At 46.5% G+C, this 13,492-nt stretch carries 18 protein-coding genes, 5 tRNA genes and 1 other RNA gene; 9 read left to right on the top strand and 15 right to left on the bottom strand.

Translation table 11 applies throughout. The features are described 5' to 3' along the window. The 3 genes from infC to rplT form a co-directional block, all read left to right on the top strand. Nucleotides 1–412 (top strand): translation initiation factor IF-3 (infC, locus tag VLG36_06105; GenBank protein ID HSW78342.1); only part of this gene is annotated, 412 nt, incomplete at its 5' end. Continuing rightward, nucleotides 412–606: a 50S ribosomal protein L35 gene (gene rpmI / locus VLG36_06110; GenBank protein ID HSW78343.1), complete on the top strand. Its 195-nt coding sequence runs from the start codon at nt 412–414 to the stop codon at nt 604–606. The genes infC and rpmI, both read left to right, overlap by 1 nt. A 4-nt stretch (nt 607–610) precedes the next feature. Continuing rightward, the gene (gene rplT / locus VLG36_06115; protein HSW78344.1) at nt 611–955 is read left to right on the top strand and encodes a 50S ribosomal protein L20; all 345 of its coding nucleotides are present in this window, start codon (nt 611–613) and stop codon (nt 953–955) included. Between the two features lie 50 nt (nt 956–1,005). On the opposite strand, the gene rnpB is transcribed toward rplT, so the two are convergent. The 5 genes from rnpB to VLG36_06140 form a co-directional block, all read right to left on the bottom strand. Beyond that, nucleotides 1,006–1,352: RNase P RNA component class A (gene rnpB, locus VLG36_06120), an RNA gene on the bottom strand. A gap of 9 nt (nt 1,353–1,361) precedes the next feature. Continuing rightward, nucleotides 1,362–2,240, bottom strand: a complete 879-nt coding sequence (locus VLG36_06125; protein HSW78345.1) for a reverse transcriptase-like protein — start codon at nt 2,238–2,240, stop codon at nt 1,362–1,364. A gap of 82 nt (nt 2,241–2,322) precedes the next feature. Then, a tRNA-Pro gene (locus VLG36_06130) sits at nt 2,323–2,399 on the bottom strand. 178 nt (nt 2,400–2,577) lie between these two features. Then, nucleotides 2,578–3,219 (bottom strand): site-2 protease family protein, encoded by a 642-nt coding sequence (locus VLG36_06135; GenBank protein ID HSW78346.1) that lies wholly within the window; start codon nt 3,217–3,219, stop codon nt 2,578–2,580. A gap of 32 nt (nt 3,220–3,251) precedes the next feature. Then, a complete protein-coding gene (locus VLG36_06140; protein HSW78347.1) occupies nt 3,252–3,962 on the bottom strand; it encodes an NUDIX domain-containing protein in 711 nt (236 codons plus the stop codon). 146 nt (nt 3,963–4,108) lie between these two features. Here VLG36_06140 and rpmB point away from each other — a divergent pair, with 146 nt between their 5' ends. Then, the gene (rpmB, locus tag VLG36_06145; GenBank protein ID HSW78348.1) at nt 4,109–4,339 is read left to right on the top strand and encodes a 50S ribosomal protein L28; all 231 of its coding nucleotides are present in this window, start codon (nt 4,109–4,111) and stop codon (nt 4,337–4,339) included. 73 nt (nt 4,340–4,412) lie between these two features. Here the strand turns inward: rpmB and VLG36_06150 are convergent, their stop codons facing one another. From VLG36_06150 to thrS, 6 genes are read right to left on the bottom strand one after another with little or no spacing between them, the layout of a single operon-like run. Next, nucleotides 4,413–5,048, bottom strand: coding sequence for an MBL fold metallo-hydrolase (locus tag VLG36_06150; GenBank protein HSW78349.1), 636 nt, complete (start codon nt 5,046–5,048; stop codon nt 4,413–4,415). A gap of 14 nt (nt 5,049–5,062) precedes the next feature. Beyond that, nucleotides 5,063–5,650: a hypothetical protein gene (locus tag VLG36_06155; protein ID HSW78350.1), complete on the bottom strand. Its 588-nt coding sequence runs from the start codon at nt 5,648–5,650 to the stop codon at nt 5,063–5,065. 44 nt (nt 5,651–5,694) lie between these two features. Beyond that, on the bottom strand, nt 5,695–6,573 hold the full coding sequence (locus VLG36_06160) for a tRNA (adenosine(37)-N6)-dimethylallyltransferase MiaA (GenBank protein HSW78351.1): 879 nt from the start codon (nt 6,571–6,573) through the stop codon (nt 5,695–5,697). Then, nucleotides 6,555–6,869, bottom strand: coding sequence for a methylated-DNA--[protein]-cysteine S-methyltransferase (locus VLG36_06165; GenBank protein ID HSW78352.1), 315 nt, complete (start codon nt 6,867–6,869; stop codon nt 6,555–6,557). Before VLG36_06165 ends, VLG36_06160 begins: the two co-directional genes overlap by 19 nt. Next, complete coding sequence (locus VLG36_06170) at nt 6,856–7,482, bottom strand: hypothetical protein (GenBank protein HSW78353.1); 627 nt, start codon at nt 7,480–7,482, stop codon at nt 6,856–6,858. The genes VLG36_06165 and VLG36_06170 overlap by 14 nt, the downstream gene beginning before the upstream one ends. Then, complete coding sequence (thrS, locus tag VLG36_06175; protein ID HSW78354.1) at nt 7,482–9,293, bottom strand: threonine--tRNA ligase; 1,812 nt, start codon at nt 9,291–9,293, stop codon at nt 7,482–7,484. The genes VLG36_06170 and thrS overlap by 1 nt, the downstream gene beginning before the upstream one ends. Before the next feature lie 263 nt (nt 9,294–9,556). On the opposite strand from thrS, the gene VLG36_06180 reads away from it, so the two are divergent. The 4 genes from VLG36_06180 to VLG36_06195 all read left to right on the top strand — a co-directional run bounded on the left by VLG36_06180 (nt 9,557) and on the right by VLG36_06195 (nt 11,158). After that, nucleotides 9,557–9,633: transfer RNA gene (locus VLG36_06180), tRNA-Val, on the top strand. Between the two features lie 122 nt (nt 9,634–9,755). Then, entirely contained in the window at nt 9,756–10,259 is a 504-nt protein-coding gene (locus tag VLG36_06185; GenBank protein ID HSW78355.1) for a macro domain-containing protein, read from the top strand. A gap of 180 nt (nt 10,260–10,439) precedes the next feature. Further along, a complete protein-coding gene (locus VLG36_06190; protein HSW78356.1) occupies nt 10,440–10,562 on the top strand; it encodes a hypothetical protein in 123 nt (40 codons plus the stop codon). A gap of 152 nt (nt 10,563–10,714) precedes the next feature. Beyond that, nucleotides 10,715–11,158, top strand: a complete 444-nt coding sequence (locus tag VLG36_06195; GenBank protein HSW78357.1) for a hypothetical protein — start codon at nt 10,715–10,717, stop codon at nt 11,156–11,158. Here VLG36_06195 and VLG36_06200 read toward each other — a convergent pair. The 4 genes from VLG36_06200 to VLG36_06215 all read right to left on the bottom strand — a co-directional run bounded on the left by VLG36_06200 (nt 11,091) and on the right by VLG36_06215 (nt 13,299). Then, nucleotides 11,091–12,752, bottom strand: a complete 1,662-nt coding sequence (locus VLG36_06200; GenBank protein ID HSW78358.1) for a glycosyltransferase family 2 protein — start codon at nt 12,750–12,752, stop codon at nt 11,091–11,093. The genes VLG36_06195 and VLG36_06200 overlap by 68 nt on opposite strands. Nucleotides 12,753–12,755: 3 nt before the next feature. Continuing rightward, complete coding sequence (locus VLG36_06205) at nt 12,756–13,130, bottom strand: hypothetical protein (protein ID HSW78359.1); 375 nt, start codon at nt 13,128–13,130, stop codon at nt 12,756–12,758. 7 nt (nt 13,131–13,137) lie between these two features. Next, nucleotides 13,138–13,212, bottom strand: a tRNA-Gly gene (locus tag VLG36_06210). An 11-nt stretch (nt 13,213–13,223) separates the two neighbouring features. Next, nucleotides 13,224–13,299 (bottom strand) — tRNA-Thr (locus VLG36_06215). 98 nt (nt 13,300–13,397) lie between these two features. On the opposite strand from VLG36_06215, the gene VLG36_06220 reads away from it, so the two are divergent. Beyond that, a tRNA-Asp gene (locus VLG36_06220) sits at nt 13,398–13,473 on the top strand. Nucleotides 13,474–13,492 lie beyond the last annotated feature (19 nt).

The following is a 13,492-nucleotide window of genomic DNA, read 5'->3' on the forward strand; positions in this document are numbered from 1 at the left end:
CGAAGCACTGAGACTCGCCGAAGAAGCAGGAGTTGATCTGGTTGAAATCTCACCAAACGCCAATCCACCTGTTGCAAAAATCATCGACTGGGGTAAATACCAATACCAGAAGATGAAGGAGCTGCAGAAAAACCGCAAGAGCAGCAAACAAAGCGAGCTAAAGCAAATGCGGTTTGGCCTAAAGATTGGATCTGGAGACTTGGATATCAAGCTTCGAAAGATCCGTGGCTTTTTGGCCGCTGGACACAAAGTGCGAATTCAGATTTTCTACAGGGGTCGCGAGATGGCCCACAAAGAAATCGGATACGAAATGATTGATAAGATTGTAGCGCTTCTCGAAGATGATGCAATTCTCGAGCAAAAGCCTCAGATGGCTGGTCGCAATCTGAGCATAGTAGTAAGGAGTAAATAATGCCAAAGATCAAGACCCACAAGGGTACTGCAAAGCGTATCAAGCTTACCAGTACCGGCAAACTGACCCGTCGTCGTGCATTTGGCGCTCACTTCTTGGCAAAGAAGAGCAAGAGCCGCAAGCGCGCGATTGGCACCACTGCCACCGTTACAGGTGCAATGGCAAAAAATGTTAAACGAGCACTAGGAGTATAATCAAATGCGAGTAAAACGAGGTGTTACCGCACGTGCGAAACACAAGAAGATCTTAGCTGCAGCCAAAGGCATGCAGCACAACCGCACACGTTCATACCGTCTTGCTAAGCAAGCCGTTATCCGTGCGCTTCAGTACGCTTACCGCGACCGTCGAAACCGCAAGCGTGATTTCCGTGGTCTCTGGATCACGCGTATCAACGCGGCGGCACGCGAACAAGGCACAACTTATGGCAAGCTTATTGCCGGCCTTAAGGCTGCAAATATAGAGCTTGACCGCAAAGTTCTTGCAGAGCTTGCTGTTAGCGAACCAAAGGCTTTTGCTGAAATCGTAAAGAGCGCTAAAGCGTAGTCTTTCTTAACTCCTTACACCAAAAATACCGCTCTAAGGCGGTATTTTTGGTTGACAGCCCGTCGGTAAGCCGGGTTCTGTCGTGGATGATCATCTATCTAGTCTAGTGGTTGCCCACTAGATCGAGCGGGTATCGACCTACGGACGGACCGTCCTTTAATGTAGATCTCCTTGCAGCTGACAGGGTTTACCTCCTCCGTACGTCACCGTACGTTGCTGTGGGCTCTTACCCCACTCCTTTCACCCTTACCTCAGGTTGCCCTGAGGCGGTTTCGTTTCTGTGGCACTTTCCCTAGGGTTTCCCCCGGTCGCCGTTAGCGACTGTCATGTCCTATGCTGCCCGGACTTTCCTCTTAAGTACCTATAAGGGTGATTAAGCGATCATCTAACGAACTGTCTGATGCTATTATACCTCATTTTGGGCATGTACGTTAAGAATCTTATTAACGATGCCGTCTGCCAGCTGGTTAAACTCACGACGCACATGAGTGAAAGTTACCTTATCAAATTTCCCCATAAGCTCTTTTATATGCTCGTGGATAGGCCAAAGCTCACGATTTTTAATCTGATACATACCGTTCATTTGGTTAACCACCAGTAAACTGTCCATTCGAACGTCTACTGTACGGGCCCCCATTGCCAATGCTTTTTCTAATGCCAAACTTACGCCGTGATATTCGGCAACGTTATTAGTTGTAATGCCAAGATACATTCCACCCTCGTGCAACACTTGCTCCGCTTCATCCATAATGACGAACCCTGAAGCTGAAGGTCCGGGATTACCTCGCGATCCCCCGTCTGTATAGACAATAACGCGTGAAAGGTCTGTTGTTTTTGACACATCACTGCCAATAAGCTCTGACTTTTTAGCTGTTTCAATTCTTTGTTGTGATATACCCAACAATAATTTAGCAGACTCAGTCAACTCGTTTTGCTGTATTTTTGACATCTTTTCCCAGAGGTAATGATCGTAATTTGAACTTAATGTTATTTTAACATCATCACTTTCAAGGCTAACCAAGTAGAGAATGAACACGTATTGCGTGTCTCGATCATCATGATCGATGTAGCTTACGACATCGTACAGTTGTGCCGTACGTATTGTGACGCCGGTCTCAGTTTTTAGATATCTCCCTAGGGCATCCTCTGGCTGCTCGCCATATTCCAACCTGCCGCCAGGTAATTCATACTTTTCTAGAATAGTCTCGCGCCCATTCGCGCGTCGCAATAAGAGCGTTTTGTCATTTTTATGGATAATAGCACGAACAGCGATACGTTGATTCATAGTCCTGGATTCTTTCTGTTTTGGCCGTTTTCTTTATTTTATCATAAATAAAAATAGCCCCTGCAGGCCATCGATAGAATTTTGGTCGGGGTGACAAGACTTGAACTTGCGACCTCACGGCCCCCAGCCGTGCGCGCTACCAGGCTGCGCCACACCCCGTCATCTAAATGCCCCAGGTCTACCATCGGCACTTTGATATTCCCCGCGTAATTGCAAGGTGGGTGCTCTCAGCCATTTCCACGGAAACAAACCATATTGAGCTCCCTATCAAATGATATTAGGAAAATCATATGTGCGTAGGCTTTCCTGGGACTCTTTTATTATACCACTTGAAATCTTAGGAGATGCCGAAGATGTGGCTAAATATTCCAACAAAAAAGTAGATTGCGCTGCTCATATAGCTCCCGATAAGTGAACCCGTAAAAAGAATAAGGAAGAATACGAGCAGAATACCGTATTGCTCAATCCATTCCATTCCTCTACGTACAAATTCGGGCGCAAGCGCATAAAGCACTCGTGACCCGTCGAGTGGTGGGATCGGTATCATATTGAAAACGAAGAATCCGAGATTTACTAAAACCCCTGTCTGCAGTACAAGTCCGATGAATGTACCTTGCGACACATGGAATACCACAAGGAGAGTAAAGAATAGAAAAGCCAACACAAAGTTAGTTAGCGGACCAGCAATGGCGACAAGTGCCGCACCCCATTCGTCATATTTGACCCTGTTAGGATTGAACGGAACAGGTTTAGCACCACCAAACACAGGGAGCCCAGATACTGCAAGTAGGATTGGTAAGATTAGCGTAAGAAATGGGTCTATATGCTTCAGAGGATTCAGTGTAAGCCTTCCCTGAAGCTTTGCCGTGTCATCACCCAAAAAGTATGCCATGTAGCCGTGCATAGCCTCATGAAGCGTCATAGAGATCAATATTACTCCAATAACGACAAAAACATATGTAATTGTTGCGCTGTCCATCACCGCTCTAGTATACAGGACTATTCGCGCAGCTAATAGTCAGCTTCGTCGTAATAAAATTCACGCTCAGCGAAGGCTTCACCATTATCCATAAGTTCCATAAACTCATCAACGCTCGTAAAGCGCTTCGGTACTTTATGAAATTCCTCTACTGTCATCCAACGGTTGATTCCGCCCTCAAACTCTTCTATTAGTTCACCATCAAACTCCGTCGCATATACACAGAGAAATATCTTATCTTCAAGCAGCTTTCCCGTTGTCTTACTAAAATCTCGCTTGTGATAAAGCAACTTATACTCAAACTTAGCCTCAAGACCCGTTTCCTCTTTAAGTTCGCGGTCAGCAGCCTCTATAACCGATTCGCCCCACCGAACCTTACCACCCATACGGCCCCAAAAATCGAAGTACGGATTCTTTTTGCGCTGTTGAAAGAGAAACTCTCGTTCCCCCTGCTCATTCTGACGCTCCAGAGTAATGGCTACTGAGATTTTTGGTTGTTTCTCAATCTCATTTTCATCCGTATCCATGCGATTGGCGTATTCTTTACCTTTGTGAGTCAACCGGTAATGCTTTTCGAGTTTTTCGACATAACCTTCATCAATAAGTTTTTTAATATGGAAATTAAAGTGATCACTCGTGAGTTCAGTTGCCTTTTGTAATTCCGAAAAGGCAGCCTGCGGCCTGAACAACAAGTGTCGCAGTATTGCAACCTGTGCCTCATGCGTGTTGGGTTCGTAACTCATATCCCTAGTATCTCCTATTTGGTTTTTCATCCCAAGCATAACCAAACCGTACGACCTTAACTAGTAAAGTAGACTTCACCTTGACGAAAAAAGGTAAAAGAGGTAAACTGGTACAGATTGTAAAAAGTAAGTGGAAGTAATAAATTATGGCAGCACGATGTGAACTCACCGGAAAAGGCAAGCAGTTTGGCCACAATGTCAGCTTCTCTTTGCGTCGCACTAACCGCGTCTTCAAGCCAAACCTACAAAAGAAAACTTTTGTAGTCGACGGCCAAAAAGTAACGATGATCCTCTCAACACAGGCTATCCGTACGCTTAAGAAAAAAGGCATTCTAGCAACTGCTGGCAAGAAAAAAGACCTAGCACTCGCCGCTTAGGCATTTGATACGTCTTTATTATGAAAATAACACCTGGCCTACCAGGTGTTATTTTCATACCGTTACCCGCCGTTTAGCTACGGGTAATTTCGATAGTAGTGAGTACAGGTGGAAGCGAGCCAGCTCCTTTTACCTTATACTTACCAACCGTCTCAACGGGAGCACCGAGTTCCTTAACAAACGTTTCAAGAGGTTCCTGTGGCATTTCATATGTCACCGCAGGATCGGCATAGTGAGTTGGAATAACGATCTTAGGATCTATCTTGTGAACAAGGCTCGTAGCGCTGGTCGCATCGAGCGTTAGGCCGCTACCACCAACTGGAATAATAAGTATGTCGACAACACCGATCTCCTCCAGTTGCTCATCTGTTAACGATGGTGCGATATTACCAAGAAGTGCAATGCGCACATCACCACTTTCGAGGCGATAAATTGTTGCCACCTTTTCGTCCTTTTCGGTATCGATATGACGAATAGCGCTCACACCGTGAATCGCAAAGTCACCTATCTCGTAATCACCAGGTCCGTCAATCGCAAGTTGCGACGAGTCACTGCTTAAAGCAAACCGGGGTTCAGTTGCAATTTCCACAGCATCCTTCACAACTAGATTTTTTAGGCCTACCTCTGATAACTTAGGGTCAATGACGACTGTTGTCTTTTTTGTTGCAATAACAATGCCGTTGCCACCTTTATATTCAATTTCAAACATATTCTCTCCTCTTTCTAGCCTTTTAGGACATTATCAGTATCTAACAGAATAGCGTGCTTACCGTTCAGAATCTCAGTGATGAATTTGTCACGCACGCTTAAGCGATAGTAGAACTCATCGTAGCTAAGCACGCTATAGTTCAGCTCCCTACCTTCGCCCTTTTCAATCTGTTTGATTGCATTCTTAAGCTTGGTCCCTGACACTTCGCCAACCAACAACAGGTCAACACTACTGCTTGAGCCTTTCACCAACACACCAGCCATGATAGCAATCCGCACACCGGCAAGTTCTTTGATGATCTCTTGCCAATGGCCTTCTTGGTTTATCTCGGTCGCCTCTTCCATGCGCTCATCTGCAAAGATAGCACGAAATGGTACGTAAAATTCATAACGTTGGTTAATTTCGTAATAGAGTTTATTGTCAGCACTGTCACTGGTAATAATCCCAACTTCAAGCATGTTTGAGAGTTCGCGTCGAACAGAGTTGATTTGTTCATCAATCAACCGCGTTATTTCGCGCACATAAAATGCCTTCCCCGGATTGTTCAAGAACAAATGGAGAAGTTTTACCCGTGTTTTTGAGCCAAATAATGCGTCGATCATCTCTCTACCTAGAATAACTTTCGTGTTCTATGATACCATGTTTTTTATTGCTTTGCGAGTAGGCGAAATAAATAGTTGCGCGCCTCTATCGGATCGAGCCAGTGAATTGCGTGGTTTCGTTTTAGCCACGTTATCTGCCGCTTTGCGAGTCGCCAATCTGCTGTTGTGGCTTTTACCTTTATTTCTTCGAGCGTCTGTTCGCCCTCCAGATAAGATCGTATGAGGCGATAGATATTTCCTGTCATAGCCTCGTTATTCCAACCATATTTTTTGCTCAACATAGTAGCTTCATCTACAACACCATCGTCAAATAATTGTTCAATACGCTTTGAGATACGGTTGCGTAATACTTCGCGATCTGTAGTTATTCCTACAATAAAGCTATTGTCTATAGGCTTAGCACTTCTCTTTACGCTTACGCCTTTTTGTTCGATTGCACGAATAACATAGCGCTTGTTGAGCGAATTTTCTGGTAGAGACACGTTGTTTTCAATGCAATAATCATGCAACTCTTCTAGAGTCATGGCCTCAAATTCAGCACGTTGCTTAGAGTCGGCCTCTACTCCAAACTGATAATCGAAAAGTACAGCGTCTATATAAAGTCCTGTGCCTCCCACAAGGAGTGGTACGCGTCCACGTTCACGAATCTCAGCAATCTTTTTATTTGCATATCGCTTAAAGTCGGCTGCGCTAAATCGCTCGCCTGGCTCAATGAGATCCAGGCCATAATGTGGAACGCGTGTGCGCTCTTCATGCGTAGGCTTGGCCGTCCCGATATTCATTCCTTTATAGATAGTACGAGAATCGGCACATATAATCTCACCACCAAAATGCTCGGCCACTTCAATAGCGAGCGAGGTCTTACCGCTCGCAGTTGGACCAACAATTACAACAAGAGGCGGCTCTAGAGATCTGGCTGCCATCGACGTTCCTTAAAATTATCAACAATAAAATCTGTACATGTAACACCTTCGGCCTCCAGTAATTGCCGCTGCACCTCCCTGCCGCCGTGAAACCCCGACGCAAGACCGCCAAAGCGGTTAACCAACCTGTGCCATGGCAACTCGGAGGGACCATAATGTGCCATACCACCCACAATTCGGGCCGCATTTGCGTGACCCGCAAGTCCAGCGATATCTCCGTAGGTAATCACTCGACCCTCTGGTACTTGAGCCATGGTCTTGTATACATCCTGACGAAACTGACTATCTGTTGGCATACGACTCTATCTCTGAAATGACGGCACTCCAATCTAGACAGCGCACCATGTCTGGCAACAACGTGCGATCACTGCTCCACGGGTATTCGCCAAAAAGCACGACGCGCTCCACACCGGCGGCACGTAGCGCCTCTTCGCCATGCCCCATATGATCATCTATTAATACCTGCGCACCAATGGAGTTACAAACGTCTCCTTTTGAGCGACGAGTGACGGTACTTGTTGAGGACACGATGAAATTAGTGTGTTCGACACTTACAAAACAGTCTTTAAAATAGCGCTCAAGCATGCGCTTTGTGACGTCCTGAAGAAAATCAGCCCGCCCCGTAACCAGGTGAAGCTCATGAATATCTGCCAGCTGGTGTACTGCACGGACTGACTGTTCACTTGGCGCAATAGCTGCGTGCTTGTCCGAACGCAAGAATTCATTAACTCGTTCGATCGCCTGATCATCACTACTAGTTCCCCACGTCTCCAATCGTGCTGGCTGATACATATCACGCAATGTCAACTTGGTTCCAAACCGCTCGTTATAATCGTCAATGATGTTCTGCGAGGTTGGCATTAAGACATCATCACAGTCAATCGCAATTACCAGACGCCTACCTCGCATTACAAACCCCTTAGATGCTCCGCGAGATCCGTCAGCTTCACTTTTTCTTCGCCAGCCTGAGTGCGGATACTTACTTCCCGAGTTTCTTTATCCTTCGGACCCACAATCAGTTGGACAGGAATCTTCCAGCTAGTTGCTTCGCGAATCTTTTTACCCAAGCTCTCGTTGCGATCATCCACTGTGTAGCGCATCTCATTATACTTAACAGGTTTCATAAGAACCATGTCACGCAAAATTACTTCGACTTCTGCCACGTAATCAAGTACGGTATCGTTAATCGTCAATACCCGTACCTGCTCTGGCGCTGCCCATAAAGGGAACCAACCTGCTGTATGTTCGATAAAAACGCTTAGAAACCGTTCGATAGAACCAAGTAGCGCACTGTGGATCATAACCGGGCATTGAGCCTGGCTATCAGTATCAGTATATACAAGGCCAAACCGTTCTGGCTGTACGAAGTCGAGTTGCACAGTTGCAAGCTGATGCTCACGGCCAAGAGCGTCTGTCGCCATAAAATCGATCTTTGGACCGTAAAATGCCGCCTCTCCATTCTGCTCAAAATATTCGAGATTATTCGCAATAACAGCGGCCTTGAGCTGTGCCTGTGCAGACTCCCAAAGTTCCGGAGCACCGAGGTATGAATCGCTTTCATCACGGTAGCTTAGACGAACTCGCAGTTTCATTCCAAGTGTAGTATACAATTCATTCGCGCTAGCAAGTAGGCCGTCAATCTCATCCTCAATCTGATCGTGACGACAAAAGACGTGACTGTCATCCTGCGTTAGCGAACGCACGCGGTTCAATCCACCAAGTTCACCTGTTTTCTCATCTCGATAATCTGTGGTTGTCTCAAGAAAGCGGACCGGCATATCGCGATAGCTCCTCGGACGTGATGCAAAAATTTGCGTATGATGCGGACAGTTCATCGGCTTCAACACCATTTCGTCACTTGTTTCTTGACTCTCTACTAAGAAAAGCTCATCTCCAAACTTCGCCCAGTGGCCCGAAGCCTCGTACAGTTCTTTCTTAGTAATATGTGGAGTCCACACCTTCGTAAAACCGCGAGCCTGACGAAGCTGATTTGAATATTGCGCAACAATGTCACGAAGTACCGTTCCACGTGGCGTAAACATGGGTAGACCAACGCCAACTAGGTTCGATATAGTATATAGGTCTAGCTCCTTGCCAAGCTTACGATGGTCACGAAGCTTCGCCTGCTCCATTAGCTCGAGATATTCATCAAGTTCTTCTTGGGTCGCAAAGGCAACGCCGTATAATCTTTGCATCTGCGCATTCTTCTCGTTACCACGCCAATAAGCACCAGCCACGCGCATCAGCTTGAATGCACCAACATCCTTAGTGTTAGCCACATGCGGACCACGACAAAGATCGGTAAAGTCGCCATTTTTATAAAACGACACTTCATCAACAGCGGACTCACCTTCGGCAATTGTACCAAGTTCGTCCGCATCAAGGTCTTTGGCTACGGTAGTGCCGGAGCGTTTGAGGTCGTTTAATAGCTCCTCTTTATAAGGTTGCCTACTCTCTTTCGCCCAAGCAATCGCGGCGTCGACTGGCATAGTTGAGCGCTCAAATTCCTGTGCTTCAGTAATAATGCGACGCATAGTTTTTTCGATCTTACCAAAGTTAGCCTCGGAAATTTTTTGATCCCCTAGGTCAATATCGTAGTAAAAACCGTTTTCTACCACCGGACCAACGCCAAATTTAGCCTCTGGCCAAAGACGTTTTACCGCGGCAGCGGTGATGTGCGCAAGACTGTGTCTCATTGCATGCAGTTGTTCATCGTTCATACGTGACTCCTTTTTGATAATTAAAAAACATGCGATGACTGGTTTTAATAATATTAAATCCATATATCGCATGTCTCGGACCCTTTATGGGCGGTTCCACCGGACTTCCTGCTTGGCAGGCGCTCATGAAACACGTTACGTACGTGTTACTCCCACGGAACTCGGCGGATGGTTAGACCGCGTCTATGTTCGCTATTATCATATATAAACTATACCAATATTGCAATCCCCACCCCTATTTGGTATCATAAGTCAGCAACTGAGGGCGATTAGCTCAGTTGGCTAGAGCGCCACATTGACGTTGTGGAGGTCAGAGGTTCGAATCCTCTATCGCCCACCATATTGCTATCAAATCAAAAGAAACCTCCTTGACGAGGTTTCTTTTTTATATTACATTCAAAAGCGTTTCCGAAGTGAGGCCTGGGGGTATTTTTCCCTCAACGATCGAGAAGCGAGGATGTCATGACCGAGGTCACGGTACAGGAAGGCGACATCACCAAGGTGAGCGCCGACGCACTCATCACCGCCATCAACTCTGGCGGTATGTGGTTCAGTGGTATCGACGGCGCGATTCAGCGCTGTGCGGGCCCGATGTTCCACAACCAGGCGGCAACTGCCAACCTGAGCGATGGCGTCACCGTGTTCGCCCAAGCGACCCAACAGCACAGTGGTGCATTCCGCAACGTCCTGTTCGTCGTGGACGATCTGCGACAGCCACTCAGCCAGATCGTGGAGATCGCGCTGAAGGCCGCCGACAGCGCTGGCGTCACCAGCGTCACCCTGCCTGCAATGCGCACAGGTGTCATGGCCGGCGCATACGAGCGCACCACCCAGGAAGCCGTCGCTCAGATCGGGATCGGCGTTCGCAACTTCGTCGCCGGAGGGCCACGAAGTGTTCGCCAGATCACCTTCGTGGTCTACAACGACCCGAGCAATGCGCGCACACTCCGGAACACCTTCGCCTAACAGCGAGGGCTGGGCTCCGTCGATCTTGCGTCGACGGAGCCCCTGTTCTATATGTCCACTATTTGTAGAAGTTTTCCACGTGTGATTCCGCGTTGTTTTATAGGTTCATATACCATATATGACATAGACTGAAACATGAGCGTAGTTGACAATTTAAGACACTTATGCTAATATGTCCACATGGGTAAAGATAAGAATATATCATCACCATCAGCACTAGAACAAGTTCATCTTTCTTTCGAGTACGACATGTCCTGGAAAGATGCTAAAAAAGCCATTCGCGTACGAACTCATAAATCGTAGTTTGGCTGTAACACGCAGTATCGCTACTACCTCCTACTACAGGAGGTAGTTTTTTATCCCCATAATCCTTATGTTTTCCACTATCTTTTTTAATAGCTATATGTCAATATATAGACATGTTTTGCGTAAATTGTTTTAATCCAAACACTCAAGTGGCCAACTCACGACCAAATAAAAAACAGCCGTCTGTGTGGCGGAGACGTAAATGCCCTCAGTGCGGCACTACATTCACCACCTATGAACGACCTTCTCTAGCAGACAATAAGTCTATCGATCTTCTTTCGGGCGGAACAGATACCTTTAATCTGGGTAAACTTATACTCAGTATCTCTAAAGCCTTTACTCACTCGCCAAGAGATGGCGAATATAACGCACTATGGCTCGCTCAAACAGTGGAAGACACACTCTCATCCCAACACGAGACAATAACACCAGAAGATGTTGAGGCAGTAACGCATACAACGCTAAAACGTTTTGACGAACTGGCCGCAGTCCAATACGCAGCGCAGCATCAAATGATCGAAACGACTAAGAAACGTGGTCGGCCTTCTTGGCGCGAGCACGGGCAACCGAAGCGTGGGTCGCCTTCTCAGTAACATCGAAATTATCAAGATACTTACCTAAGAAAAGATGGGTCTGGGCGTTAAACGCCGAAGCTGCACTATAGACGATAGCCGTTACGGGCATAAGACCCCACTGTAGCACCATCCAAAGGGTACGGTGGCGCTTATACCGAGCTGGACGCGGCGGTAACATCTTGAAGCCTAAGAAAACAGTAATGAGCAGTCCTACCATTGCGACTTGCTGAATACCGCTAATCACCTCAGGCAGTTGGTGAGCAGCAATATCGCGGGCTGCTTGACTATTAATAAGTAGCGGCACCCACCCGCCTACAGCAACAAGTATGGAAATGCTTGCTAATGTAACATGGCCATCTATGAGACGAAGAAGTCGTGCGAGCCCAGGTAAAAGCGGCACATTGCGGTCTTTCGTAAAAATACGCGTTGCCACATATGGAATATCTGATGCGCCATAAGCCCAACGGCGAAGTTGCATAAACTGTGCCTTAAGGGTACGGCCGTAGGTTGTAGAAAGAACGGCGTCTTGATAGATAGGAACATAGATCGGCGTAACGGCATAGTTACCGTTAAAGTAAAAATAACTGCGCCAATACTGATGGCCGTCTTCAACGATAGAGCGTTTACTCCAGAATTTCATCTCCACAAGCGCGTCCATAGGCTGTGAGTGTGAAGCAAAGTTTCGAAGCGTATGAGGTCGCATAGAGCTAATGATATTCCAAAACGAGTTACCAGTGGCAAGTACACGCATAGGTGCCGGTGCATCCCAAATATTATTCAAAAAGAGTGCGATCGGTTGGTATGAAAGGTGTTTACGGTCTTCATGTACGATATATTCATACGTAACGTAATCGAAATATGTAGCATGCGGACGGTTGTCGCAGTCGAGCGTCGTTACGATAACGTCTTTATAGGCAATTTTCTGCTCATTCAACAGACCTTTCAGGTATTCGCCTGCAAACGTAATGTTACCGCCCTTGCCTCTCACTTCATTAGGGAGCCCATCGGGGTGTTTAATAATCTCAAAGGTCTTAAAGGTGTTTTTAAATCGCTTTTCGAGGCGTTTTGCGGTTTTTTCAATCCCCTCGCCACCCCGCTCTTCATACGTAAAGATAACGATCATACGATCGCTATCGTAGTGAGTATCCGCCAATGTTTGCATGGTTGGCTCAATAACTTCATAGTCCTCATTATATGCCGCTACAATCACCGCGTTGTACATCTGAGACGGCTTAGGAAAGGCAGCCGAGTCAGCCGCCATGAGTCGTAGGTTCTCTTTATGGGCCTCAAACCCAAAGCCAGACGAATGCTCAATCTTTTCTTTTTCGTAACTTTCAACAGGTTCTTCTAATTGTTTAAGACGAGCATGCCAATCCACCTTCTGCGCTCTATCAAGACGTTGACGACCCGTAATGGTATGAGCAGCAATGCCAAAGGCCTTTACAAGCACTGTAATGATAAGAAGGAGTAGATAAATAGCAGCGGCTAGTGGACTTAACAGCGACAGAACAACCAACATGATCAACATGCCATAGCTTAGAATAGCTGGCAGCATTTCAAAGAAACGATACTGCCTCGTTCGTTTTTTTAGAGGTAACTCAAGATCAATCATAGATTATAAGAAAGCGACCTTTAGGACAGCGTGCGTAATAAAGAAAGCAATAACAACGAGTAGAAGACTCAACCAGCCAAACATAAATGCCATTTGACGGCGACCTTGCATATGAAGTTTTATGATAAGTGCTGTGTGCATAACACCAATCAGCGCGCCAAAAACAATAAATGTGATGAGGTAATACCATTTTTCACGGTAGAAGTTCGTACCGCCAAAAGCGGTGTAGTGTACAGCGACCTGGAGATCGCTCGGACGCAAAGACGCGCCCACGTAGATACAGTACGAGACACACAGCAGTAACAACACCACAACCATAGTGGTCAACAGGCGATCTGCCAAGATTGATTTTACTGTTGTTGTAATAATATTTTTCATGATGTCTTGGTGCGGGTACAGAGAATCGAACTCTGCGCTCAACCTTGGGAAGGTTGCATATTAACCACTATACGATACCCGCATAGTCTCGTATGGAGCCGCTGTCCGGATTTGAACCGGAGACCTACGCTTTACGAAAGCGCCGCTCTACCAGCTGAGCTACAGCGGCATAAGTGGATCCCTGTTATTATATCACCTGCAAACAGTAAAATAAAACAGTTGCCACCAGAGATAAAAACTGATATCATATTGAGGACTAAAAGATACGGGCTCGTAGTGAAGGGGTTATCACGCCTCCCTGTCACGGAGGAGATCGCCGGTTCAAATCCGGTCGAGCCCGCCAAGTTGAAATTATAAAAACT

It is taken from the genome of Candidatus Chromulinivoraceae bacterium (genome assembly GCA_035478595.1).
Lineage (GTDB): Bacteria > Patescibacteriota > Saccharimonadia > Saccharimonadales > Saccharimonadaceae > CAMLKC01.